Annotated in this window: 24 protein-coding genes; 2 read left to right on the top strand and 22 right to left on the bottom strand. The window is 62.2% G+C overall.

The genetic code is table 11. The features are described 5' to 3' along the window. Positions 1-219 precede the first annotated feature (219 nt). The 16 genes from Atep_RS15325 to Atep_RS15395 form a co-directional block, all read right to left on the bottom strand. Complete coding sequence (locus Atep_RS15325; protein WP_213379341.1) at positions 220-1,197, bottom strand: helix-turn-helix transcriptional regulator; 978 nt, start codon at positions 1,195-1,197, stop codon at positions 220-222. After that, positions 1,194-1,847 carry a DUF4276 family protein gene (locus Atep_RS15330; protein ID WP_213379343.1) on the bottom strand — a complete coding sequence of 218 codons (654 nt, stop codon included), beginning with the start codon at positions 1,845-1,847 and terminating at the stop codon, positions 1,194-1,196. The genes Atep_RS15325 and Atep_RS15330 overlap by 4 nt, the downstream gene beginning before the upstream one ends. A gap of 5 nt (positions 1,848-1,852) precedes the next feature. Next, on the bottom strand, positions 1,853-3,001 hold the full coding sequence (locus tag Atep_RS15335; RefSeq protein WP_213379345.1) for an AAA family ATPase: 1,149 nt from the start codon (positions 2,999-3,001) through the stop codon (positions 1,853-1,855). Positions 3,002-3,019: 18 nt separating this feature from the next. Beyond that, positions 3,020-3,241, bottom strand: a complete 222-nt coding sequence (locus Atep_RS15340) for a hypothetical protein (protein ID WP_213379347.1) — start codon at positions 3,239-3,241, stop codon at positions 3,020-3,022. A gap of 22 nt (positions 3,242-3,263) precedes the next feature. Continuing rightward, positions 3,264-3,926 (bottom strand): HEPN domain-containing protein, encoded by a 663-nt coding sequence (locus Atep_RS15345; RefSeq protein WP_213379349.1) that lies wholly within the window; start codon positions 3,924-3,926, stop codon positions 3,264-3,266. Between the two features lie 56 nt (positions 3,927-3,982). Next, positions 3,983-5,611 (bottom strand): IS66 family transposase, encoded by a 1,629-nt coding sequence (locus tag Atep_RS15350; protein WP_213381806.1) that lies wholly within the window; start codon positions 5,609-5,611, stop codon positions 3,983-3,985. Between the two features lie 81 nt (positions 5,612-5,692). After that, positions 5,693-7,768: a dynamin family protein gene (locus Atep_RS15355; protein ID WP_213379350.1), complete on the bottom strand. Its 2,076-nt coding sequence runs from the start codon at positions 7,766-7,768 to the stop codon at positions 5,693-5,695. Positions 7,769-7,788: 20 nt separating this feature from the next. Continuing rightward, complete coding sequence (locus tag Atep_RS15360) at positions 7,789-8,049, bottom strand: hypothetical protein (RefSeq protein ID WP_213379352.1); 261 nt, start codon at positions 8,047-8,049, stop codon at positions 7,789-7,791. Positions 8,050-8,075: 26 nt separating this feature from the next. Next, the gene (locus Atep_RS15365) at positions 8,076-8,591 is read right to left on the bottom strand and encodes a helix-turn-helix domain-containing protein (RefSeq protein WP_213379354.1); all 516 of its coding nucleotides are present in this window, start codon (positions 8,589-8,591) and stop codon (positions 8,076-8,078) included. Positions 8,592-8,785: 194 nt separating this feature from the next. Beyond that, positions 8,786-9,457: a tetratricopeptide repeat protein gene (locus Atep_RS16790; RefSeq protein WP_236786753.1), complete on the bottom strand. Its 672-nt coding sequence runs from the start codon at positions 9,455-9,457 to the stop codon at positions 8,786-8,788. Positions 9,458-9,939: 482 nt separating this feature from the next. Next, positions 9,940-10,647: a dynamin family protein gene (locus Atep_RS16795; protein WP_236786281.1), complete on the bottom strand. Its 708-nt coding sequence runs from the start codon at positions 10,645-10,647 to the stop codon at positions 9,940-9,942. Further along, entirely contained in the window at positions 10,644-12,383 is a 1,740-nt protein-coding gene (locus tag Atep_RS15375; RefSeq protein ID WP_213379358.1) for a dynamin family protein, read from the bottom strand. Before Atep_RS15375 ends, Atep_RS16795 begins: the two co-directional genes overlap by 4 nt. A 117-nt stretch (positions 12,384-12,500) precedes the next feature. Continuing rightward, the gene (locus Atep_RS15380; protein ID WP_213379360.1) at positions 12,501-13,388 is read right to left on the bottom strand and encodes a zinc ribbon domain-containing protein; all 888 of its coding nucleotides are present in this window, start codon (positions 13,386-13,388) and stop codon (positions 12,501-12,503) included. Between the two features lie 11 nt (positions 13,389-13,399). Continuing rightward, positions 13,400-13,837 (bottom strand): zinc ribbon domain-containing protein, encoded by a 438-nt coding sequence (locus tag Atep_RS15385; protein WP_336511365.1) that lies wholly within the window; start codon positions 13,835-13,837, stop codon positions 13,400-13,402. Continuing rightward, positions 13,834-14,490, bottom strand: coding sequence for a hypothetical protein (locus tag Atep_RS15390; protein ID WP_213379364.1), 657 nt, complete (start codon positions 14,488-14,490; stop codon positions 13,834-13,836). The genes Atep_RS15385 and Atep_RS15390 overlap by 4 nt, the downstream gene beginning before the upstream one ends. 68 nt (positions 14,491-14,558) lie before the next feature. Further along, the gene (locus Atep_RS15395) at positions 14,559-14,852 is read right to left on the bottom strand and encodes a hypothetical protein (protein WP_213379366.1); all 294 of its coding nucleotides are present in this window, start codon (positions 14,850-14,852) and stop codon (positions 14,559-14,561) included. Between the two features lie 155 nt (positions 14,853-15,007). Between Atep_RS15395 and Atep_RS15400 the strand changes: the two genes are divergently transcribed. Further along, complete coding sequence (locus Atep_RS15400; protein WP_213381806.1) at positions 15,008-16,636, top strand: IS66 family transposase; 1,629 nt, start codon at positions 15,008-15,010, stop codon at positions 16,634-16,636. A gap of 213 nt (positions 16,637-16,849) precedes the next feature. Then, the gene (locus tag Atep_RS15405) at positions 16,850-18,403 is read left to right on the top strand and encodes an IS66 family transposase (protein WP_213379368.1); all 1,554 of its coding nucleotides are present in this window, start codon (positions 16,850-16,852) and stop codon (positions 18,401-18,403) included. On the opposite strand, the gene Atep_RS15410 is transcribed toward Atep_RS15405, so the two are convergent. From Atep_RS15410 to rpmH, 6 genes are all read right to left on the bottom strand, one after another. Then, positions 18,383-18,829, bottom strand: coding sequence for an Arm DNA-binding domain-containing protein (locus Atep_RS15410; protein ID WP_213379369.1), 447 nt, complete (start codon positions 18,827-18,829; stop codon positions 18,383-18,385). The two genes, Atep_RS15405 and Atep_RS15410, sit on opposite strands and share 21 nt — an antisense overlap. A 346-nt stretch (positions 18,830-19,175) precedes the next feature. Further along, on the bottom strand, positions 19,176-20,519 hold the full coding sequence (mnmE, locus tag Atep_RS15415; protein WP_213379371.1) for a tRNA uridine-5-carboxymethylaminomethyl(34) synthesis GTPase MnmE: 1,344 nt from the start codon (positions 20,517-20,519) through the stop codon (positions 19,176-19,178). A gap of 19 nt (positions 20,520-20,538) precedes the next feature. After that, positions 20,539-22,203 (bottom strand): membrane protein insertase YidC, encoded by a 1,665-nt coding sequence (gene yidC, locus Atep_RS15420; protein WP_213379373.1) that lies wholly within the window; start codon positions 22,201-22,203, stop codon positions 20,539-20,541. Further along, positions 22,196-22,432, bottom strand: coding sequence for a membrane protein insertion efficiency factor YidD (gene yidD / locus Atep_RS15425; RefSeq protein WP_012972287.1), 237 nt, complete (start codon positions 22,430-22,432; stop codon positions 22,196-22,198). The genes yidC and yidD overlap by 8 nt, the downstream gene beginning before the upstream one ends. Further along, on the bottom strand, positions 22,417-22,803 hold the full coding sequence (rnpA, locus tag Atep_RS15430) for a ribonuclease P protein component (protein ID WP_213381813.1): 387 nt from the start codon (positions 22,801-22,803) through the stop codon (positions 22,417-22,419). The genes yidD and rnpA overlap by 16 nt, the downstream gene beginning before the upstream one ends. Further along, on the bottom strand, positions 22,800-22,934 hold the full coding sequence (rpmH, locus tag Atep_RS15435; protein WP_132977539.1) for a 50S ribosomal protein L34: 135 nt from the start codon (positions 22,932-22,934) through the stop codon (positions 22,800-22,802). The genes rnpA and rpmH overlap by 4 nt, the downstream gene beginning before the upstream one ends. Positions 22,935-23,116: the final 182 nt, after the last annotated feature.

A 23,116-nucleotide genomic window follows, 5' to 3' on the forward strand; every position in this document is an offset into this window, starting at 1 on the left:
TAATCAGCGGGGACTTGACATCGCATCCAGGCGCGATCATCACCAGCCAAGGGTGCGGAATAGCTCGGAATGCTCGCTATTCGACGCAGAAGCTAGCGAACGGGCGCGAAGCCGCGCCGTTGCCTCGCAAAACAAAGGCCAAACCGTGAGAACAAACATGGGAACACTTCGAGTCAGCATCGAAGGGCGGCGGCGACTCGTAAAGCGCAGTCACCTCGCTCACTGCTCCTCTGGCTCTCCTACCGGCGCCATCTCGATATCGCTCACCGCCTCGCCCCAGCCGCGCAGCCAGCGGTGCAGGAGCGCGGTTTCCTCCACCGTGGCGGTGACCGCCAGCCGGCCATCGCGCTCGGCCACCGTCTGGTCCATGGACAAGGGGGACTCGACCAGATGTTGTCCCACGGCCTTGTCGATGAGGAACGACAAACGCACCTGCCGCCCCTGGCTCAAGCCGAAGTGCCCGGCGGCGCAGTAGCGTTCGAGGTCGAAGCCCTTGGGCCAGGGGAAGGTTTCTGTCAGCGCCCTGGCTTGCTGGATGCGCGGCAGCGCCAGGATGCGTTCGTTGTCATAGCCCTCGAAGCGGCAGACCAGATACAGCCGCACGCCTTGCTGCACCAGCCCCAGCGGCCAGACGATGGCGCGTTTGCGCTGGTTACGCGCGTTGCGGTAGGCAAGGTCGAGCTTGCGTTCCTCGTAGAGCGCTTCGTTTACCACCTCGAACACATCCGGGGCGATGCGCGGCGGCAACAGCGGCTGGCTTTCCGGCAGGCGTTTGACCTTGCCCAGCCAGCGGCGGGCGGCTGAGGGCGTTGGACTATCCTCCAGCGTCTGGCGGGCGGTGGCAAACAGCGGCGCCAGGGTCTTGACGGTGCGGGCGGGCAAGAGGCTGGCAATCTCCTGCCGCGCCAGTTGCATGGTCAGCGCTTCGGATGGAGTGAGAAGCGGCAGATGCAGACCCTCAACGCCTTCCCGCCAGCGGTAGCCAAAGGGTTTGCTGCGCGTGTCGCACTCGATGGGGAAACGGCTGCACAGGGCGTCCAGATGTCGCTGCATGGTGCGCAGGCTCAGGTCGAACCCGGCGGCGACCAGCTGGTTATGCAGGTGCACGCTCGTGGTGTAGCGCTGGCGCGGAATGCGCCGCAGGATTTCGAGCAACAGCAGCGCGCCATCCAGGGCGGGGGTGGGCGGGGCGGTCATGGACGATCTTTCCCGTCATTGCCCCATGCCCGCAAATCTTCGATCCAGCGGTTAAAGCGCGGACACTCCTGGCGCATCCTTTCGATGCCGATTGCTTCGGCGATGATTGGCCCATGTTCTGGTTTGGAGTAGCTGCGCAAAATCTGCTCTATTCGCTTCGAAGGTGCCGTCTCTGGGCGGTCGTTGATCTCTTCCGGTGTATTAAAGCCTTGCCTGACTGCCAGTAGGCGCTGGTAGGCCTTCTCGTTCCATTCGTCAAGGACCCACTCAAACGCACTCGGGTCAGAGAACAGCAAGGCCTCGAATTCATGAACCTGCAAATAAGGAAGAACCAGTCGCTGCGCGTCTTCGCCGATTTTTTCGACCAATGCTTGCCGAATTGCCGTCTCCAGTTCCTCAGGATTTCTGCCGCTGCGGTCTTCAAAGCCGTAGAAGTCAACCAGCGTCGTAAGTCTTTCAGCGTCGTGGTATTCGTGCGCAATGAAGTTAACCAGCCGTTCAATCGAGACCCGTCCGCCCCGGTGCCTTCCCGATGGAGCCCGTAAAATCGAAGGATGGACCCAAATACCATGAGAGGAAAAATAGGGGGCGAGGGTCGTCTTGACAAACTCCACCTCCGTTTGCCCCTCGCAGACCACACAGATGCGCACGACGGTTACCCTCCCACACTCTCTTTGAGCCAGATATCGGAGGGAAGGTAATCGTCCTCCAGCCACGACTGGTACTCCTTGCGAGACAACTTGTGGAATTGCGACTCGCCGTTGGGGGCGCGCACGATGATGATGTTGTCGAGGTCAAAACAGTCCACCAGGTAGGGCGACTGGGTGGCGACAATCACCTGCCGGTAGCGTGCAACCCGCTTGAACATTGCGGCAATCAGCGTCATGGCGTGCGGGTGTAGCCCGAGTTCAGGCTCATCGAACAGCAGCACGTTGGGCAGGCGCTCGATCGGAAGGTTGAGCAGCGTGATCAGACAAAAGAGACGCAGCGAGCCATCGGAAGTGAGGTGCGAACCAAAGACCTTGTCGCTGTATTGCCCCACCCAGCGCAACAGCACCTTGCCGTGAACCGGTTCGAGGATGAAATCTTTGAAGGTCGGCAGCACACGGCGAATCTGCGCGACGATGAGATCGTAGCGCTTGCGGTCATTTTCGCGAAGGTCGAGCAGGACTGCCGCGAGATTCCCCCCGTCATCGCGCAGATGGACACAATCGGTGATGTCCCAGCTCATGTGGATGGGCGCCTTCAGCGACGTTTCGTGGAAGTGGTAGGTGCTACATGAGCGGAGCAGAGAAAGGATGGTCCTCGCGGTTCTGTTCTGTTGCTCCGGCAGGCTCGACTCTTTGCCGATAGCATCGAGCCCGGTCCAGTGGGCAGGATCGGGATGGTTGAAATCCGAGAAGCGGTAGGCCTCGTGTGTGACCACAAGGGTGTCGTTCGCGACATGAACAAGATCGAAGCTGTAGTCGTTACAGCCCTGTTGGGTTTCGATGCTGACTTCCGCATGAAGGCGCGGCGTTGTCCGTGCGCCCATGAACAGCAGGTCGTCACCGCCGCCATACCTGGCCACAAAGCCTTGGAGATTTTTCGCTGTGAGCATGAAGCTCACCATTTCGAAAAAGCGGATCAGGTTTGATTTACCGGTGCCATTACCGCCGATCAACACGCCAAGCTGCGGCAGCTCCAGCCTGGCGACATTCTTGATGCTGCGAAAACCTTCGATCGTCACCGTTTTGATGCGATTTGCCGCGGCGGGTGCAGGCGGGGTGGGGCTCGATGGAGATGGGGCGGTGTTGTTCGTCATCACGTTGAGCTCATTTCTTCAGTGACGGTTGTCAAAAAAAGTGCCCAACCGCCCCAGCAACCCGCCAACAAGCGCGCCCACGCCGCGCAGCGGGTGCAGGTCGAGCGCCTCGTTGCCGCAGCGTGGGCATTGGCTGGGGGGAAGGTCCTTGGCCGTCAAGGCATCCGAGCGCGGCTGCCAGCGGGTGTGCCAGCCGCAGCGCGGGCAGTGGATGTTGAGGGGTTGTGGCGGGATGGGCATGGCGGCGTCTTGGGCGAAGGGTTCAGGCGTCTTGCTCCACCACCGGGTAGCAGGCGGCGCCCCAGTCGACTTCCGGGTGGTCGAGCATCAGTTCCAGCATCAGCGGCACGAACTTGCCGAGGAGGTTGCCGCAGTCGCGCAGTTGCTTGCGGTTGACCCGGCTGCCCCAGGTGGCGCCGCCGTGAACGAGCTGGTTGCGCAGCGTGTAGAGGCGTGTGAACACCAGCCCCAAAATCTCCGGCGTCTTGCCACGCGCCAGCGCCTGCTGGGCCAGTTGTTTGCCTTTGGCGAAGCGGCTTTCCCATTCGGCCTGCGAGATGCGGCCGGCGTGCCAGTCCCAGAACGCCTGAAAGACGTAGGGCGTATCCAGCAGCACGCGGATGCCGCCGGAGAACTCGCGCCAGACCAGGTCATCCAGCCGCCCGTGGTCGATGGCGCAGAGCTGCTCCAGAAAGTCGATGAAGGTGGCCTGCTCGGAAAGCCCCTGCCGCTCGTCGATGTCGCGGGCGTAAGCGGCGTTGAAGGCGATCCACAGGAAGATGAAGCGGCCATCGAGGTCGCCCGCCTGCTCCGCCGCCTCGGCCCGTGCCAGCCAGCTCAAGGCCCGATGCAGGCGCAGGTTGAGGTTGGGCGGGTAGCCGTCGCGCACCGCGCGGTGGCGGGATTTGAGGGTGGCGTGGGTCATGGGGTAGCGGCCAATTGCGGGGTGATGGTGTCGATGAGTGGTAACTTCTCAATAACTCACGGCACGCCCTTGGCGGCTAAAGCCCGTTGGCGCACGATCTCGGGCAACGGTGGGATAGCGCCCACCTGCCCAATCCGGTCGTTGAGGTAGTCCCAGAAGGAGATCCCGAGCTTACGACAGGTCTTCTTCAGGCTGGCAAAGGTGTCGCGGCAGCGGCGTCCCAGATCACTGCGGGTTCCGCCACTGATCTTGCGCCATTTGACGTAGCTGCGGATGTCGTTCTCGCTACCGTTGGTGTGTAGCGGGATGTCGGGGCGCAGGAGCACGAGAAGGAGTTCTTGCTGATGGGCCTTGAGGCGCTTGAGGAGCGCATTGAGCGTGGCCCAAGAGGTTTTCTGGGTGAACAGGGCCTTGAAGCGGGCGCGTAGGCCGGCGATGGCGTCGGGATCGGGGTCGCACCGGTACGCCTTGAGGTCGGCGTAGAGCGCCCAGAGTTGGGCGCGCACCCGCTGCTGATCCTGGCGGTGGCGCTCATTGAGTGGGATGAGCGTATGAATCCGGCGTTCGGCGTGCACCCAGCACAGGGCATGGAGCAGGATGGCGAACTGTCCGGCGCCATCGCTGACGATGACCAACTCGCGTGAGAGCCCTTTGGCCAGGACGCCGCCGAGCAAGGCCCCTTCTGTAGCGATGCGCTGATGGCGCTCCTGGGTGATACCCAGGGTCTGAAGATGGGCCTCCCAAGCGGTGGTCGTCGTCAGTTCCAGGATCGGCGGTGCCATCAGCGCCCGGCACATGGCCTGAGGCAGACCTTGGGCGCGCCAATAGGCCAGGGCCTCGTCATTGAGGCTGTAGAACGGCTCACCGGCTTGCAGCAGGCGCCGGAAATTGATCCGGCTCTTGCTTTCGCTGCTGGAGAACCAGGCGAAGAAGTCATTGCCGATGTGGGTGACGTAGCCGTTGCGCCCCTGATGGCGCGCCCCGGAGTCATCGACCGTGACGTAGGAGCTGACCTCCAGCCCCACCTCCAGGAGCTGGTCCTTTTCGGCGAAGAAGACGTCGTTGCGACCGCTGAGCAGGGCGTCGATCTGACCGACGGAGATGTCGATTCCCCACTCCAGGAGTTGCTCGCGCAACAACGGCTGGGTGACATGGCACTGATGGTATTGGTAGAGTACATAGGCGCGCAAACCCGCCCCGAAATGACTCCCCTGCACCGTGGCCGGGAGCTCTCCGCACAACCACTCTCCCTCCGGCGTCTGCCACACTTCCAAACGATAGCGCGTGTTGTGCGCCCCAATGTGCAGATCCTGAACGATGAAATCCCGGTAGCCCTTGAAGCGCGCCGTCGCCGGCACCTCTTCGCGCGGCGCGATCGGACAGTCTTCGTGAATGATCAGCTCTTGGGTCTTGGCCCGTTTGCTCGAACCGGCCCGACGTGGCTTCTCCTCACCGCCCTCTTCGCCTCCCCCCGCGCCCTGGCCTGACCCCTCCATCCCACTGGGCTTGAATACGGGACGCGCCTTCTCTCCCTTCAGGATCGCGATCTCATCGCGCAACTGTTGGATCTGCTCCGCTTGCCGCTGGTTGGCTTCCATCAGCGCTTCGATCAGACTCAACAACTGCTCCACCAGCGGCGTGCGCTCCGCTTCCGGGATGTCAGGCAGTTGAATCGGTATCGGCATGGGGCGGTGGGTGATGGTTGGTCGCTGGATCAGGGGATGACGCCTACTGTAACGGATCTCGTCAGACAACGCCGCCATGACTTATTGAGAAGTTACGATGAGTGTCTGCATACGCTCGATTTCATGGGCTTTGTTCTGCATCTGGGCGCGCAGGTGGTCAAGTTCCTCTTGCAGGTTGCGCGACAGCGTGGCTTGCAGCTCCCGGGCCAGGGTGTCGAGCTGGGCGCAGGTGGCGGCGACGGCGGATTCCACCTGCTGCACCAAGGCATCGCGGCTTTGGGCGACCGCTTCCTCCAGCTGCGCGCGCAGCCGCGCCATTTCGCTGTAACTGGTGATTTTGCTGGAGAACCCTTCAAAGAGGGCGTGCGCGTTGGGTGCCGGCACGTCCATTTTGGGCAGGTCGAGCTGTGCAATGGCGGTTTCGATCAGCGCGCGCAGCGCCCGTGGGTCGAAGTCGCTGCGCTGGGTGTCGATGGCCTGCAGCAGCTCGCGGCGCAAGCCGGCGGAGATCGCCGCCGGGGCGATCAGGTCATCAAACAGTGCCAGCAGATTGCGGCGCATCTGGCCGAAATACTGGTTGAGGTTTTCCACCGCGTCGGCGACAAGCAGGTAGGAGGTGGTTTCGGTTTCGGTGTAGTGCTCGGTGTGGGAACTGAACCAGGTCCAGGGTTTGTACCAGACGGCATCGCTCACCTCTACGGCGCGACGATGTTTTGTGACCTCGGTGCGCTCGTCAAGCCGCTGGGCGCGTTGGGCGGCCTCTTCCGCTTCGCGCAAAAGGTTGCGGGATTTTTTGCGGGCCTGGTCGGTTTGGGCGTGTACGTAGCGTTGCAGCGCCTCGGCAATGGCATCGAGCCGCTTTTGGGTGCGTGCGGCGTGCTGCTCCAGGTCGCCAAGTTCGTTGTTTTTCAGGAAGTTCAAGCGCTCTTCGGCCTGCGCGTGCAGGTTTTCCAGATGTTCGCGCAGGGTTTTGGCGAGTTCGGCTTCCAGGTTTTCGCGCTGCGCGGCGAGGATTGCCTCTTTGTCGGCGCGGGCCTGGGCAAAGGCGGCGTGCAGTTCGTCAAAACCGGCGATTCGCCGCCAGTCGTCGGCGCTTGGGCGCACGCCGCCCCAGGCGTCTTGCGCGAGATCCTCGAACAGTTGCCAGGTGTGGCGCTGTTCGGCGCTCCAGCGCGCTTCCGGCTGGGTGGCAAAGACGTAGGCGTAGCTGCTGGCGAAGACGGGTTCAATGCCACGCAGGAGTGTGGCCACCTCAGGGTAGCCCTGCTGCTCGCGCCGGGCAGCCAGACGCTCGAGGTTATCGGCGATGTGCTGCCGCAGGCGCGCCCGCTGGCGGTTTTCGCACTCGGCGAAACTGGCGTGGTTGTAACCTTCGTCAAGGAACACGCTGTCAAACTGCGAGGCCACGAAAATGAGCCGCTTCACCCCTTTGGCGGGGAGTTGCTTGGCCACCAGCGCCTGGTCGCTGGCGTCGAAGTTTTGCGAGGCGCGGGAGAGCAGAAACACCACGTCGCATTGGGCGAGGTAGTCACGGGTCTTTTCGGTGCGGCTCAGCACCGGGTCGTTGAGGCCGGGGGTGTCGACGATCTCGATGCCTTCGAGCTGCGGCAGCGGCAGGGTGATTTCGCTGTCGGCCACCAGCGCCGTGTAGCGCCCCTTGGCAGCGACGTAGTCGGGCAGGATGGCGAGCAGTTCTTCCAGCGTCGCCGCCGTGCGGGTGACGCTGCCCTGCGCCAGCAGCGCCGCCACGTCCAGCCCGTGCGCACGGGCGTCTTGCACCAGCCCCCGCGCCGCTGCGGCACCGTCGCCTGCGTCTGGCGTGGCGGCGAGCTGCTCGATCTCGCGCCAATCTTCCGGGGCGTAGAAACGGGCGGTAAAGGCCGGGGTGGCGCCAAAGCGGATGCGGGTGAGGTTGGCGGTCTGCGGCGTGGCGGCTTCCGGCAGCAGCGGCTCGCCTTTGAACAGAAGTTGATTGAGAAAGCTGCTCTTGCCCGCTTTGACTTGGCCGATGACGCCGATCGACAGCGGCGTTTCCGCCAGCGACAACCGCCGGCGGCGGGTTTCGGCGTCTTTTTGCCATGCGTCGAGCGCGGCAAAGAGGGCGGGGAAGTCGGTGCGGTAACCGACAAATTGGGTAGAAAAATGAGGCTTGATCATGATGGTTTGTCAAGCATGGTCTATGGCTTGAACCAAGATGGTGAAATCTTGCGATATGTATTGGCGAAAGCTGTTAACTCTTCAACCTTTTTAAGTGCCTCTTCCCTTGTTGGCACTTCAAAAACAAAATTCTTCCTGCCATCGTCATAAACAATGACTCGATTGCCAACCACATCAATTCCAGAAAATACAGATATAGGTGTTTTACGGGACTCACCGTCGCAGGCAAGTATCCTATTGTTGTTCGGATCGAGTTCAAAGTGGTCAAATTTATTTTCCATGAGGTCACTCCGTTAAAAACCAAAAATCATCTCTGAGCAGAGGATGTCGGTCTTGGTTGCTGGCAAAATTCTCGGAATGACGGGTCGAGAGCAAATTGAAATACAGGTGCGATACTGATACTGCCGTCGGAGTTATAAATCGGCCCATTTAGAATGGAATAAGGCCATGGAATGTTTGCTGGTTGATTCATTCCTTCCAGCGAAGTCCAGTACTTATTTGCCGCCATCAGTAAGTCATCTCTTTCAACGGTGTCCGACTCTGGAAAAAGAACCAGCCAGCGATTTTGGTTAAACAGAAATGCGTAGCGTTCGGCGGTTGCCATGACTACCGAGGGCGTGACTTGTAACAGGTTACACACCCTTAAAAATAACGAAAGTGTCAGGCGGTCATTTCCCGTTTCAACCTTGATCCAAGCATTGAGTGGCTTGTTAAGCCAGTCTGCTATTTGAGCCTGATGAATCCCGCGCTCCATGCGTACCTCACGTAAAAGAATTACGCAGATGCTTGAAAAAGTGGTTATTTTTGTTTCAATTTTTGTCATGATTCTGCTCGTTTTAGTGGTAGTGGTATCCATAAGCTGCTATCCACGTATTGCATTAAATTGGTGGTAATTTTGATCTCAATTGTTACCCCTGTTCTTCATATCTGCTCTTCCACCAACGAGGTGGAGGGCGTCGCTCCTGCTTTTGATCCTGCTTACTCTGTAATTTAGTCTTGATTTTATTAAATCTTATTTCATTTTCTAAAAGCTTCTCTAAAAAGTTTTTCATATTCATATTTAAATCTTTCGCGCTCCAATTCAAGATATGTTTTCGGTTTTTGTGTGCTATCCATTTCTTTAAGTTTTTCTTCGGCCTGCTTGTGACCTAGTTTGACGGCCTTTTTGTACCATTCCCTTGCCTTGTCAATGTCCTTCCGTCTACCTTTGCCAAGCCTACACACTTCCCCGAGGAAATAGCACGATGCGGCATCCCCTGCTTTCGCTCCTTTTATGTAGTAATCCCACGCTTGGTCGTAATTATGTTTTAGCGAGAAAAGATGCCCCATTAGCAAAATTGCTAACGTTTGGCCTGCATCGGCCAGCTGATTAAGAATCAAGCGTAATGTCTCATTATATTCTTCAAGAGGGTAAATACGGTTGATGGCAAATTTATATATCTCACATATTGCTCTTTCATCTCCCGCCCATGCAGCCCTTCTGATCCACTCAACGTATTTCTCCTTTGAATCGGATCGCAAAGCCAATCTAGCCATCTCAAACAGTGCCTCGGCATGACCCAATTCCGCCGCCCTGCGAAACCACTTGGCTGCTTCTGTGAAATCCTCCTGCTCCTTGGCCTCCAACCCACGTTCATAACAAGTCTGACTGTCCAGAAATTCGATTTCATCGGGCTCTTGCAAGCTCATGGCGATGATATTTCCAACCCGCTTGAGCTCGCTAAAGAAGCGGCCGCGTAGCTCGGTCAGCTGGTCGTCGATCGTCTTGATGCGCTCGGTGCGTTCCTGAATCACCTGCTGGAGCTCTTCGGCGTCGCGGCGGGTTTCGCCGTCGGCGAGGGTGGCCAGGCGGTTGGCGCGGTGGAGCTGCCAGCGGGCGTCGCGCAGTTCGCGCTCCAGCCCCCGCTGGTAGCGGACAAACAGCGCTTTGAAACGGTGGGCGAAGCGCTGTTCGCGGGCGCTCTGGTTCCACGCGTCGAGTTGCTGGCGCAGTGGTTCCAACAGCGCCGCCTCCCGCGGCCGCGCCGAGACGGGGATGACGTCCACGACCGGCAGGTTGTGGGTGGTGAGTGTGTTGCGAATCTGCGCGACCACCTTTTGGCGGCTCTCTTCCGTGACGAGGTCGGCGCGGGTGACGGCGACGATGCGCGGAATCGCGGGGTCGAGGCTGCTTAAAAAGTGCAGGTCGGTTTCGGTGAGGTCGCCCTGTTTGATCGAGACGGTCCAGACGATGGCGTGGGCGCCGGCGAGTTGCGCCTGGGCGATGCGGGCGTCGCTGCGCGCGCCCCGTCGGCCTGGTCGGTGTAGCCGGGGGTGTCGATAAAAGCGAGGTTGCCCCACGGGAAGTCGCGGCGGGTGACGAAGGCGGCGGTGAGCGCGCGGGCGACTTCGCTGCCGTACTGCTTGGGTTCGTCGTGGGTGAGGCTCAAGAACTCGTCGTCGGTAAGCGGAACCCGCAGACCGTGGAGGTTGAGCGCGTGGATCGCGTCGGCATCATCCGCAAAGAGGTAGGCGGGCAGCGCCGTGGTGGGGTCGACTTCGGTGACCATCAGCCGCTGGCCGACAAGGGCGTTGATGAGGCTCGATTTGCCGGCCGAGAAGGCGCCGCCGAAGGCGACGATGGTTTTGTTGGCGAGCCGGGGTTCGGTGCAGAACTCGCGAAAGCGCCGCAGCTCTTCGGTAAAGCCGAGGTAGATGTCGGCAAAGTCGTCCGGGCTGCCTTGGCGGGCAAGCTCAAGCAGCGCTTCGTGCACCAGTTGCTCGAGCTTACCGAGCCGGTCGGCGACGGCCCATTGCGGGTCGTCGGCGTTTGGGGTCGCTTGGAGTGCCCGGCAAAGGAGCGGGTAGCGTTGCAGGATTGTGGCGTCGTCGGGAATCATGCGGCGGCTCCTGGGGTGGATTGGGCGATTTCGCCGAGCCAGACTTGCAGTTGTTCGAGATCGGCGCGGGCGCGCTCGCGCAGGGCTGCCGTTTCGGCTTCGCCCTGTTGCAGCGCATTGATGAGGGTTTCGAGGTTCTTGCGGACTTCGGCCTGTTCGCTTTCCACCTGCCGTTTGATTTCGCTTTGCGCGCGCTGCACCTGCTCTTCGAGCACGGGGCGAAGGCTCGCTTCGATTTCTTTGACGGCGCGGGAAAGGGCGCTGTGGATCTGCCCCTTCACCGCTTCGCGCTGGCGCGCGGCTTCGAGCGCGCGCCGCTCCTGGTCGGCGCGGCTGTCCAAGAGGTGGCCGAGAATCGGCAGAAGCGGGGCGACGATCTTGGCCAGCGGGTAGGGGATTTTCATGACCACTGCCGCCAGCGTGGCGCCGAGCGATTTCCAGCGGAATTCGCCGGTCGAGTCGCTGTCCGTGAGTTTGATGTTTTCGAGCCCGGGCAAATCCAGGCGGCTGGGGAGCGCATCCACCAGCCGGTCGAGGTAGCGCTGCAGTGCCGGGGCAAATTCCTGCCGCAGGTTGTCGGCCACGACCAGCCGGGCGGTGCCGAGGATGTCGTCGCTGATGTCATCCCCATTCATGGCGCGGCTGGCCAGACTGTCGAGGCGGGAGAGCAGCGCGTTTTCTACCCGCAGGCGGATCGCGCCGAGGATGGGGCCGACTTGCTCCTGGAGTGCGGCAGTGTCGCGCTCAAGGCGTGCCTCGAACGCTTTGAGCTCGTTCTCCAGCGCGTCGATCTGCGCTTGTAGCTTCGGCGCGTCGTGGTTCTCCTGGTTGGCGAGCACCTCCAGTTGCTGCGCGGCGTGAAGGAGTGCGCCGCGGTAGGGGACTACGACGCGGTCGGTAAAGATGCGCTCGCTCATGCCCGTGAGGGTGTCGAGCGCGGCGGCCAGTTCGGTGGTTTGCGATGCACGCGGCGACGCGGAGGTGACGGCCACCGCAAGCGGCGGGCGGCCCATGAGCTCGGCGACTTCTTCCTGAACCTGGCTGGCGACGGCGGCAACCGTGTCCGCTGGCTTTTTGTCGGCTTTGGTCAGCACCAGCACCACCGGCATGTCCTGAATGGCCAGCTCCCGTAGCGCAGGGCGCAAGCTGGCGCGCAGCGTCCCTTCGTCGACGCTCACCGCCACGCAGTAGGCAACGCTCTTGGGCGCGTAGTGGTCGATGACCTTCTCGTGTGCGGCAATGCCCGAATCCCAGCCGGGCAGGTCAACCAGAATCAGCCGCCGCCGGGTGGCGAGCGCTGCGGCCGGCCATTCGATCTCGATCCAACCTTCAGGGGCAAGGGGCGGGAGGCGGTTGTCGCGCACCGCCTCTTCTGTGAGCGGTTCGCGGTGGCCGTCGGCAAAGCAGGCGGTGAGGCGCGGTTCGGTGCCGTAGGCGATTTCGGTGGGAACGGCGGTCTTCGGGGTGGTGTCGGTGGCTAAGAGCCGTGTGCCGATGAGCGCGTTGATGAGGCTCGATTTGCCGCTACTGAAGGCGCCGACGAGCGGCACGCGCAGGCGAAAGTCGGCAATAAGCGGCGCGAGCGCCTCAAGCGGTGCCGCGTCGAAGCTGTGGCGAGCGAAAAGCGCCTGCGCTTCCGGGAGTTGCTGTGAGAGGTTCTGCTGGATGTTGTTGACTGGTGTCACGATTTCCTCCTTCGGTTTGTTCAGTGGTGTGGCCGCCTGACGAATCTTCATGATTCTGCCATCCCTACGATCCACATGGAATAAAGCAAAGCCCTTCATTCCTGGTTTTGTGCCAGTTTCAAAAAGTCGGCGCTGGCAGGACGGCGGCACGCCAGCGCCGGGATGGCCTCAATCGCCGTTCATGGCCACGTCGTTGATGTAGCCGTACAGGCACATGGTCGCCTGATCCAGGGGTTTGTCGTTGAGGCAGTCGTAGTGGTGTGCGGTGAGACTGCGGCAGGTGTTGAGCGCATAGCGCTGGGCATCAGCGGCTTTCATGCCGCCCTGGGTTTGCGCCGTGGCTGTTTCGCTTGTGAGGCACTCCTGCCAGAACCTCGGCGGGTCGGTGAGGTAATCGGTGAAGTGCTTGGTCCACACCGGATCGATCTTGAGCCGCATGAGCTGCGCCATGAGGTCTGTGGCCTCAAAGCGCATGCGCGGCATGGGGTAGGGACTCTCCGAACGCGTGGGTTTGGCCGGTGGCTCGGCTGCGGGCGTGGGGTCGGAGAAGTCCCTGTCGCGCGTGGCGACAGGGCGATCTTTCGGGGTGCGCTTCATGTGGTCTTCCATCGCGCCGAGGCCGATGCCGAGCACGAGCGCGACGGCGATCACGATCCAGCCGGCCAGGTTCCATTTGCGCTGCACCTGCTCGAAGTGCTCCACGCTTTGCCAGCGTCCGCTCTTCCAGGCCCATTCCCGACCCTTGAAGCCGAGCACGAAGGCCATGACGATGTTGACCAGGGGGATCAGGGCCAGCAGGCCAATCCACACACGGTTGAAGATGGCCCAGATCCAGTTGAGCCAGAAAGCGCCCCAGGACCAGCGAGCCACGCCCGGCGGCAGTGGCACGGCAGCCGTGCTGGCAGGCGGCACGGCCGGCGAGGCGGCGGGTGTGGCGGCGGTGGCGCTGTGAGGCGCGGCAACGTCAGGCTGCGTTCGCCAGCCGCCGCAGTGAGGACAGAATTGGACATCCGCGGCGATTTTCTGGCCGCAGTGCATGCAGTAAACGAGTTCCATGACCAGGTTCCTTATTGGGCAAGGCCGAACAGGCCGAGGATGAGCAAGAGATTGATGGCGGAAATGACGACAGCGGCGATGGCCATGCCGCGCCCGCCGCGCTTTTGCGCCAGGCTGATGACGCCGAAGATGCCACCGGGCAGCGCCAGCACGAGACCGCCCACGGCACTGTCCGCCGCGCTTTCGGCGAGTTTTCTTTTGAGGCTGTGGCCGCCAAAGGCGGATTCGAGTTCGCTGAGCTTGCTCAGGGTGTCCATGTCACCGGCGGTAGACAGGAGAATCAGCAAGGCGAGGATGGAGAGCGTCAGCGCGGTGATGGCCATCCACAAAGAACCGGAAGGCGCCGCAGGCGTTGCCGGCAGCGTCGGCGCGGCGAAGCTGTAGCCGCATTGAGGACAGAACGGCGCGGACTCGTGCAACGGCTTTCCGCAGGATCGGCAGTACATCATCGAGCCTCCTCCGCCGCGAGATCAGCCTCGGCCACCCCGCCGCCCAGTCGGGCCAGTACGTCGTCGAGCCAGCGGCCATAGGCAATCCGGCCGGACTGTATGACGGTTTCGGTTTCTTGCCGGATGAGGGCAGTGAGCGGGGCGCGCAGCGCCTGCAGCTTCTCGCGCACGCGGCGGGCGTCGTCGGCGATTTCGCGGTCCCAGGCGTCGGAGCAGGGGTCGGCGGCAAAGAGGGCGCGCAAGATGCCGGGCCTGGCGGCGTCGATGGCTTTGCCGATCATCTCATCGGCGCGAAAGTAGAGCTTGATGCCCTTGCGCAAGCCCTTCAAGTCGATGCTGGCGCCTTCTTCAAAGCCGGCGACGTCCGGCGCGGCTTCGTGCAGGGCGCCCTCCAGTGTGGCGAAGAGCTTGGAGACATGGCGCTCGAAGGCGTCGTCGTAGGCGCTGGAGAGCGTCGCGCTCAGGCCCATCTTGGTGCTGGCGGCAAAGTCGAAATAGAAGCCGTCCTCGGTGTATTCGTCGATCTCGCGCTCGAAGCGGTCCCAAACCTCGTCGGCCACGATGCCGGCGATGTCTGGCGCGTCCTCGCGCAAGTCGCGCAGGCGTTGCTGTTGGCGCTCGATGAGCGGGGTGAGTGTGGCAGCTGTGTTCATGTTGTCCTCCGTGGTGGTTTCCCGGCCCATTCGCCGGCGGAGGTCAGCATGCCTGAGTCATGCGTCAGTCAGTGACGTATGGTGACGAGGCGCCGGTCTGGTCCGCAAGGGGTCAAGAGACTTGGTACGAACTCCGGCAGGCTCATGTAATACAGGGGCCTTCCCCGTTTCTTTTTGCTCACTTCCACTACCCGCATGTTGGGATTGCTCAATAGCGCCCGCAACACGACAGGGTCGAGTTCGTTTTCCACATCGATCGAGACCAGATAGCCCTCGGTGTGAGCAAGCAATGCGGCCACCTCGGCGTCAGGCGGCACGTCACGAATGTAGAGGCTTGTTTCGTGATCGTGCAGACGCAGCACACTGGCGACTTCGGCATTGAGAGAGGGCAGCGACAAAGAGAGTATTAGACTTGTACCGTGTAACTTCTCAATAAGTCATGGCGGCGTTGTCTGACGAGATCCGTTACAGTAGGCGTCATCCCCTGATCCAGCGACCAACCATCACCCACCGCCCCATGCCGATACCGATTCAACTGCCTGACATCCCGGAAGCGGAGCGCACGCCGCTGGTGGAGCAGTTGTTGAGTCTGATCGAAGCGCTGATGGAAGCCAACCAGCGGCAAGCGGAGCAGATCCAACAGTTGCGCGATGAGATCGCGATCCTGAAGGGAGAGAAGGCGCGTCCCGTATTCAAGCCCAGTGGGATGGAGGGGTCAGGCCAGGGCGCGGGGGGAGGCGAAGAGGGCGGTGAGGAGAAGCCACGTCGGGCCGGTTCGAGCAAACGGGCCAAGACCCAAGAGCTGATCATTCACGAAGACTGTCCGATCGCGCCGCGCGAAGAGGTGCCGGCGACGGCGCGCTTCAAGGGCTACCGGGATTTCATCGTTCAGGATCTGCACATTGGGGCGCACAACACGCGCTATCGTTTGGAAGTGTGGCAGACGCCGGAGGGAGAGTGGTTGTGCGGAGAGCTCCCGGCCACGGTGCAGGGGAGTCATTTCGGGGCGGGTTTGCGCGCCTATGTACTCTACCAATACCATCAGTGCCATGTCACCCAGCCGTTGTTGCGCGAGCAACTCCTGGAGTGGGGAATCGACATCTCCGTCGGTCAGATCGACGCCCTGCTCAGCGGTCGCAACGACGTCTTCTTCGCCGAAAAGGACCAGCTCCTGGAGGTGGGGCTGGAGGTCAGCTCCTACGTCACGGTCGATGACTCCGGGGCGCGCCATCAGGGGCGCAACGGCTACGTCACCCACATCGGCAATGACTTCTTCGCCTGGTTCTCCAGCAGCGAAAGCAAGAGCCGGATCAATTTCCGGCGCCTGCTGCAAGCCGGTGAGCCGTTCTACAGCCTCAATGACGAGGCCCTGGCCTATTGGCGCGCCCAAGGTCTGCCTCAGGCCATGTGCCGGGCGCTGATGGCACCGCCGATCCTGGAACTGACGACGACCACCGCTTGGGAGGCCCATCTTCAGACCCTGGGTATCACCCAGGAGCGCCATCAGCGCATCGCTACAGAAGGGGCCTTGCTCGGCGGCGTCCTGGCCAAAGGGCTCTCACGCGAGTTGGTCATCGTCAGCGATGGCGCCGGACAGTTCGCCATCCTGCTCCATGCCCTGTGCTGGGTGCACGCCGAACGCCGGATTCATACGCTCATCCCACTCAATGAGCGCCACCGCCAGGATCAGCAGCGGGTGCGCGCCCAACTCTGGGCGCTCTACGCCGACCTCAAGGCGTACCGGTGCGACCCCGATCCCGACGCCATCGCCGGCCTACGCGCCCGCTTCAAGGCCCTGTTCACCCAGAAAACCTCTTGGGCCACGCTCAATGCGCTCCTCAAGCGCCTCAAGGCCCATCAGCAAGAACTCCTTCTCGTACTCCTGCGCCCCGACATCCCGCTACACACCAACGGTAGCGAGAACGACATCCGCAGCTACGTCAAATGGCGCAAGATCAGTGGCGGAACCCGCAGTGATCTGGGACGCCGCTGCCGCGACACCTTTGCCAGCCTGAAGAAGACCTGTCGTAAGCTCGGGATCTCCTTCTGGGACTACCTCAACGACCGGATTGGGCAGGTGGGCGCTATCCCGCCGTTGCCCGAGATCGTGCGCCAACGGGCTTTAGCCGCCAAGGGCGTGCCGTGAGTTATTGAGAAGTTACTGTACCGTGCTCTAACTTATTGATTTTAGGCTATTTTGAAGTTCCAGAGCCCGGCTCCAAGTCCCAAAAATTGTAACCGTTTACCCCCCACCCTTTGCTGCCCGACGTTTCGTGCCGATCGGAGCGTGACGAGGATGTCGAGATTTGCTGCAACAGCGCCATTGCACCGGTTTGCGGTTTGAGAGCGACCGGCCACGATGTACCTGAAGGATAACGATCTACGCCAACTCGACGAGGCGCGTCTTGACGGACTGCCGCGCGAGGTGTTGCGCGCGTTATCGAAGCGGTTGCTGTCGGATCTGAAGGAGGCGCGCGAGCGGCTGAACCGGAGTCCGGAGAACAGTTCGCGTCCGCCGAGCAGCCGGGCGCCGTGGGAACGAGGCGGAGAGAGTCTGGCGCTGGGAGTGGAGGAGGAGGATGACGCGAGCGCGGGGAGCGCGACGGATAGGGTGTCGGAGTCGGCCCCAGAATCGGAGAGGCCCAAACGGGAAGCGAGCGTGGGGGGTGATTCAAAGGCGGGGGTGAAGCCGAAAGGTCGCCCGGGTCGCCGGCCCGGTCATCCGGGGGTGAGCCGTCGCCGGGTGTTGCCGATCGATCAGGAACAGTCCCACGCGCCGAGTCATTGCGCCGGTTGCGGGGCGGCGTTGGAGGGTCTGGAGGCGGTGGCCTATACCGGGCGCTATGAACTGGAACTGGAGCGTCCCGAGTCGGGGAACGCCGGTGTAGTCGTCACCCAGACCAAGCACACCTATTTCGAGGGGCGCTGTGGGTGTGGGCATCGCACGCGCGCCGAACCGGGACGCGCGCTCGCCGAGGCGGACTGGACGGTGGAGCTGACCGAACGGCATCTGGTCGGACCACGTTTGTCGAGCTTTATCGTGGCGCTGTCGTTGCGTCTGGGCGGCTCACACCGACGGATTCAAGAGTTTCTCGCCGACCGGTTCGGGCTGTCGCTGTCGACGGCGCTCATCAGTCAGTGCCGCCATGAACTCGGGCGCGCGCTGGAACCGGTGGTCGAGGAGGCGTTGCGCGCGGCGTTGAGCGACGCCGAACCGGTGCCTGTGGATGAAACCGGCCGGCCGCAGCACGATCAGGCGTTGTGGTTGTGGGCGTTCGTGACCGCCAACACCCTCCTCTATGTGATCGGTCGGCGCACCCGGGAGCTGTTGCACTCCATCCTCGGTCCCACCCCCAGCCCGTGGATCATGAGCGATGGTTACTCGGTCTACCGCGCCTACGGACACCGGCTACGCTGTTGGGCGCCCATCCTGCGCAAGGCCCGCGGCCCGGCCGAGCGCCTCCACACCCCGACCCAAGCCTTTGGCCGGGAGCTTCCGAGCACCTTCGAGACGCTGATGCAGGCCGTCTACGCCGCGCGCGCCGCCCCCGGCCCCCACGGCCTGCGACAGACTTACAGTCAGAGGCTCCAGGCCCTCCGGCAGTGCTGTGTGCGCGTGGCCGCCGGCCCCTATCCCGACAAGGCCCAGGTGCTTGCGCGCGAGTTGCGCAACGACTGGGACGGCTTCCGGGTCGTGCTGGAGCATCCGCACCTGCCGCTGACCAACAACGAGGCCGAGCGCGCCTTGCGCCCCTGGGTGATTCTGCGTCGGGTCAGTCAAGGCCCGCGCACCGAGCAGGGCTCGCGCGCCTTCTGCGCCTTGGCCCTATCTGACCGACGCCTTGCGTCAGCGTCGCCAAGGATTGCCCGCCCCAGCCTTGCCGCTCGCGGCTTAACCTTCACGGCGTTTTGAGCACGAGATGCGGGCTGATGAGAGGGGGGGATAAACCGCTACGTCGGCTTCCTTTTCTGCCTCTTCCTTGATCTTGGCTTTCTCGCGGGTTTTCAAACACCATTCGCGGATGAAGGATTGCGCCATTTCCTTGACGGCGGGGGCGGCATCCTCGGGGATCGGATCGCCACGTTTCAAGGCCATCGGGGATAGGCCACGCCCGGCCAGTATTTTGCAATCGTCCCGCCATGATCGGGCTTCGGCAAGGGAATAGGTGGGGTAGCCCCCCAGCGTAACCTTTTCCTGCTTCCCGGCCAGCCGATAACGCAGCCGCCAGACCTTCGCGCCGCCGGGCATGACTTCCACGAATAGCCCGCCCTCATCCGCTTTCTGATATGCCTTGTCAGCAGGTTTCAGGTTCCGCAGCTTGGTATCCGATAGCGCCATCACTTACCCCTTCGCCGTAGCGTGTGCCCATGAAAACCGGCCTCATCTTGGGCACACTGTTTAGCCTTGGGCACACGGCCTGAAAGCCTTTACTGGTGGGGAATTCAGTCCATTTACCCGCCTTATGTGCCCATGAAAAAGTGATTTCTCCACACTCTGGAAAGGGGCCCAGGGAACACCGCCGCTTCATCATGGGAACACCGCTTTCCATCTTGGGCACAATCTTGGGAAGACATTTAAGCGGATTTGTGCGGAACATGCAAGCCGATAACGGAACAAAAAGCCCGCATTTACGCGGGCTATCAATGGGTTAAGCGGTATTTTGCGGAACACTCAGGAAGGCTTGTCATTTTCCAATGCAAAAACTGGAAAAGATCCGTCCCAGTAGATCATCGGACGTGAATTCGCCGGTGATCTCGCCGAGCGCGCGTTGGGCCAGATGCAGTTCCTCGGCGACCAGTTCGGCGCCGAGTCTCTGCTCCAGGTTGGTCGCAGCCGTTTGCAAGGCACCGCGCGCGCGTTCCAACGCATCGAGATGACGACGCCGCGCGATGAAAGCACCTTCAGGATGCGCACTCAGGCCGGCACACGCTTTGATATGTTCCTTGAGCAGATCGAGACCTTCGCCGGTCGCGACCGAAAGCGCGATCTCGACCTCGCCGTCCTGCTCGATGATACGTGCCGGTTCGCCAATTAGATCGATCTTGTTGCGGATCCGGGTGACCGGACAGCCGGCGGGGAAGGTGGCGCGGATCGACTCGTCCGGCTCATGATCGACGGCCTGGACCCAGAGCACCAGATCAGCGTCGTTCAGGGCTGCCTGAGCGCGACGCACCCCTTCCTGCTCGACCGGGTCATGGGTGTGGCGCAGACCGGCCGTATCGACGATGCGGATCGGCAGTCCATCGACCTGGATGTCGAACTTGAGCAGATCGCGCGTGGTGCCTGGGATGTCGGTGACGATGGCGACCTCCGAGCCGCAGAGCGCATTGAGCAGGCTCGACTTGCCGACATTGGGCGCGCCGGCGATGACGACTGCCAAGCCTTCGCGAATGATCCGGCCCTGATGGGCGTCGGCCAGGAGCCGGTCGACGGCTTCCAGAACCGCGCTTAGATCAGCCGCGACGGTCGGCTCGTCGGCCAGATCGATCTCCTCGTCCGGAAAGTCGAGCGTGGCCTCGACATGCAACCGCACCTGGATCAGACCCTCGACCAGCTCGTTGATCCGTTGTGAGAAGACGCCTTGCAGACTGCGCCCGGCCAGCCGCACGGCGAGCGCGGTCGAGCTTTCGATCAGATCGGCGACCGCCTCGGCCTGGACCAGATCGAGCTTGCCGTTGAGAAAGGCGCGTTCGCTGAATTCGCCCGGACGCGCCAACCGCGCGCCCAGCTCCAGACAGCGGCGCAGCAGCAGATCCATGACAATCGGGCCGCCGTGCCCCTGAAGTTCGAGCACGTCCTCGCCGGTGAAGGAGCGGGGCGCCTGGAAATAGAGCGCCAGCCCCTCGTCGATGAAGGCGCCGTCGCCCTCGCGAAAGACGCCGAAGGCCGCGCGACGCGGTTCGGGAATACGCCCAAGGATGGCTTCAGCGATGGAGCGCACACGCGGCCCGCTGATCCGCACGATACCCACGCCGCCCATACCGGGCGGCGTGGCGATGGCGGCGATGGTCTCGCCGGTCGTCGTCATCTCAGCGGCGCGCCGCGTCTCAGCGCCGACGCTTGGCGGTCTCCAGCTCCAGGTCGCGCGTGATCTTCCACTGCTGCGCGATCGAGAGCAGGTTGTTGACCGTCCAGTAGAGCACCAGACCCGACGGGAAGAAGGCGAAGAACACGGTGAACACGAACGGCAGGCTCATCATGATCTTGGCTTGGAGCGGGTCCGGCGGCGCAGGATTGAGCTTCTGCTGCACGAACATGGACACGCCCATGATCAGCGGCAGGATGAAGTACGGATCCGGCGCCGAGAGGTTGTTGAGCCAGAGCACGAAGGGCGCCTGACGCATCTCGACGCTCTCCAGCAGCACCCAGTAGAGCGCGATGAACACCGGAATCTGCACCAGGATCGGCAGACAGCCGCCGAGCGGATTGATCTTCTCGGTCTTGTACAGCTCCATCATCGCCTGATTCAGACGCTGCTTGTCGTCGCCGTAGCGATCCTTGAGCGCCTGGAGCCGGGGTGTGATCTGGCGCATGTGCGCCATCGAACGATAGCTGGTCTCGGAGAGCTTGTAGAACGCCAGCTTGATCAGGATGGTCAGCACGATGATCGCCCAGCCCCAGTTGCCCACCACGGCATGGATCCAGCTCAACAGCCAGTAGATCGGCTTGGCGATGACGGTCAGCCAGCCGTAGTCGACCGCCAGCTCCAGCCCGGGGGCGATGTCCTCCAGCGTGCTCAGGAGCTTGGGACCGATGAAGAGCCGGTTCTCGAACGTATGCGCGGTGCCGGGCGAGATGCTGACCGGCTGCGAATACTTGCCGATGATGTAGCGCGAGTTGTTCAGCACGTTGGTGTAGAAGGTCTCGGCCACGGCACGCGGCGGAACCCAGGCCGCGAGGAAATAATGCTGCATCATGGCGATCCAGCCATCCGTCACGGTCAGGTCGAGCTTGCCCTTGGCCATGTCCTCCAGCGAAACCTTCTTGTACTTTTCTTCGGGGCTGTAATAGACACCGCCGGTGAAGGTTTTGATGAAGCGGGTTTCGTTGGGATCGTGCAGCTCGGTGCGTTGGAGCTGATTGTAGGCGCGCGCGATCAGGGGCGCGCCGGTCTGATTCTCGACCACCTGACGCGACTCGATCAGATAGCTTCCGCGCGTGAAGGTATAGATCTTCTTGACCCGGACGCCGGCGTCATTGGTCCATTCGAGCGTCACGTCGAGTCGGTCGGCGCCGGGTTGCAGCTCATACTGACTCTGGGCGCTGGTGAAGACGGCCTCGTGCGTCGGCAGCAGATCCGGTTTCTCGCCCAGCAGTCCCGACTGGACGACGAACATGTTCGGCGGCACCGGCTTGAGGAGCTGGAACTTGTCGTCCGGACGCTCGGGGACGACGGCATAGTCGAGCAGCCAGGCGCCGGCGATGGTCGCGCCGCGCGGCGAGATCTCGAGACGCAGCACATCGGTCTCGACCCGGATCGGTGCCTCGTCGGGTGCGGCCGACAGGGCCGCACCGTCCGGCACCGCGCCGGGCGTGGTCGAAACGCTCGGGATCTCATTGGCCGAAGGCACCGGAACGCCGGGGGCGCCCTGGATCTGCTCCTGTGCGACCGGGAGCTGGGCGGGACGGCCATAGTCCTGCATCCAAGACTCGTAGATCAGAAACAGCACCGCAGCCAGTGCAAGGAAGAGGAACAAGCGCTGGTTATCCATGAATCGTGGTCTGCCTTTTTTCAGGGACGGGATCGATACCGCCTGGATGCCAGGGGTGACAACGCAACACGCGACGCAGGGCCAGATAGCTCCCGCGCGCGACACCGTGGACCTCGATGGCCTCCACGGCATAGTGGGAGCAGGTGGGGTAGAAGCGGCAACGCGGACCGAGCAGCGGACTGATCAGGTATTGGTAGACCCGGATCAGCCCGATCAGGATTCGACGCATGATGATTTCTCGATGTGCGCCCAGGCTCGCTCCAGGACGTCGAACAGTCGCCGGTTCGACTCATGTGGCGCACCCTGGGCACAGAGCACCACGATGTCGACTCCCGGAAGCCGCCGACCGGATCGCCGAAAGCTCTCGCGCGCGATCCGCTTGAGTCGATTGCGATCGACCGCACGGCGGGCGCATTTCTTGGCGATGGCCAGACCGAGACGCGCCCGGTCGAGGTCGTTGGGCCGATAGAGCACGACGAAGCCCTGACGACCGGCTCGGTTCGCGTCGGCGAAGACGCGCTCGAACTGACTCGACTGAGTCAGGCGGCGTTCGCGTCCGAATCCCTCTCCGGGGTCGCCGGTTCGTTCCAGGGTGCTCAGGGGATCAGGCGGGCACGGCCCTTGGCGCGACGCGCGCTCAGAACCTTGCGGCCATTGCGGGTGGCGCTGCGGGCGCGGAAACCATGGGTACGAGCCCGCTTCAGGCGGCTGGGCTGGAAGGTGCGCTTCATGAACGGTACTCCGGGAATTCGGTGGTGGGGCAGGGCCTGATGACCCAGCTATAAAAGGGCCGGAAATTTAGGCAATTTTTCATCCGAAGTCAATCGAAACGCGCGTCCGATCGGTTCGGGCTGTGGATAAGTCCGCGCAAGGACGCTAGACTTGCACGCCGGCTCAGGAAACGTGCCGCGTC

The sequence above is a fragment of the Allochromatium tepidum genome (genome assembly GCF_018409545.1).
Taxonomy (GTDB): domain Bacteria; phylum Pseudomonadota; class Gammaproteobacteria; order Chromatiales; family Chromatiaceae; genus Thermochromatium; species Thermochromatium tepidum_A.

Excerpts from the sequence above, each read along its gene's own strand:
- Atep_RS15325 (WP_213379341.1), bottom strand. The coding sequence starts at position 1,197 with ATGACCGCCCCGCCCACCCCCGCCCTGGATGGCGCGCTGCTGTTGCTC.
- Atep_RS15335 (WP_213379345.1), bottom strand. The coding sequence starts at position 3,001 with ATGACGAACAACACCGCCCCATCTCCATCGAGCCCCACCCCGCCTGCA.
- Atep_RS15340 (WP_213379347.1), bottom strand. The coding sequence starts at position 3,241 with ATGCCCATCCCGCCACAACCCCTCAACATCCACTGCCCGCGCTGCGGC.
- Atep_RS15345 (WP_213379349.1), bottom strand. The coding sequence starts at position 3,926 with ATGACCCACGCCACCCTCAAATCCCGCCACCGCGCGGTGCGCGACGGC.
- Atep_RS15350 (WP_213381806.1), bottom strand. The coding sequence starts at position 5,611 with ATGCCGATACCGATTCAACTGCCTGACATCCCGGAAGCGGAGCGCACG.
- Atep_RS15355 (WP_213379350.1), bottom strand. The coding sequence starts at position 7,768 with ATGATCAAGCCTCATTTTTCTACCCAATTTGTCGGTTACCGCACCGAC.
- Atep_RS15360 (WP_213379352.1), bottom strand. The coding sequence starts at position 8,049 with ATGGAAAATAAATTTGACCACTTTGAACTCGATCCGAACAACAATAGG.
- Atep_RS15365 (WP_213379354.1), bottom strand. The coding sequence starts at position 8,591 with ATGACAAAAATTGAAACAAAAATAACCACTTTTTCAAGCATCTGCGTA.
- Atep_RS16790 (WP_236786753.1), bottom strand. The coding sequence starts at position 9,457 with ATGAGCTTGCAAGAGCCCGATGAAATCGAATTTCTGGACAGTCAGACT.
- Atep_RS16795 (WP_236786281.1), bottom strand. The coding sequence starts at position 10,647 with ATGATTCCCGACGACGCCACAATCCTGCAACGCTACCCGCTCCTTTGC.
- Atep_RS15375 (WP_213379358.1), bottom strand. The coding sequence starts at position 12,383 with ATGAAGATTCGTCAGGCGGCCACACCACTGAACAAACCGAAGGAGGAA.
- Atep_RS15380 (WP_213379360.1), bottom strand. The coding sequence starts at position 13,388 with ATGGAACTCGTTTACTGCATGCACTGCGGCCAGAAAATCGCCGCGGAT.
- Atep_RS15385 (WP_336511365.1), bottom strand. The coding sequence starts at position 13,837 with ATGATGTACTGCCGATCCTGCGGAAAGCCGTTGCACGAGTCCGCGCCG.
- Atep_RS15390 (WP_213379364.1), bottom strand. The coding sequence starts at position 14,490 with ATGAACACAGCTGCCACACTCACCCCGCTCATCGAGCGCCAACAGCAA.
- Atep_RS15400 (WP_213381806.1), top strand. The coding sequence starts at position 15,008 with ATGCCGATACCGATTCAACTGCCTGACATCCCGGAAGCGGAGCGCACG.
- Atep_RS15405 (WP_213379368.1), top strand. The coding sequence starts at position 16,850 with ATGTACCTGAAGGATAACGATCTACGCCAACTCGACGAGGCGCGTCTT.
- Atep_RS15410 (WP_213379369.1), bottom strand. The coding sequence starts at position 18,829 with ATGGCGCTATCGGATACCAAGCTGCGGAACCTGAAACCTGCTGACAAG.
- mnmE (WP_213379371.1), bottom strand. The coding sequence starts at position 20,519 with ATGACGACGACCGGCGAGACCATCGCCGCCATCGCCACGCCGCCCGGT.
- yidC (WP_213379373.1), bottom strand. The coding sequence starts at position 22,203 with ATGGATAACCAGCGCTTGTTCCTCTTCCTTGCACTGGCTGCGGTGCTG.
- yidD (WP_012972287.1), bottom strand. The coding sequence starts at position 22,432 with ATGCGTCGAATCCTGATCGGGCTGATCCGGGTCTACCAATACCTGATC.
- rpmH (WP_132977539.1), bottom strand. The coding sequence starts at position 22,934 with ATGAAGCGCACCTTCCAGCCCAGCCGCCTGAAGCGGGCTCGTACCCAT.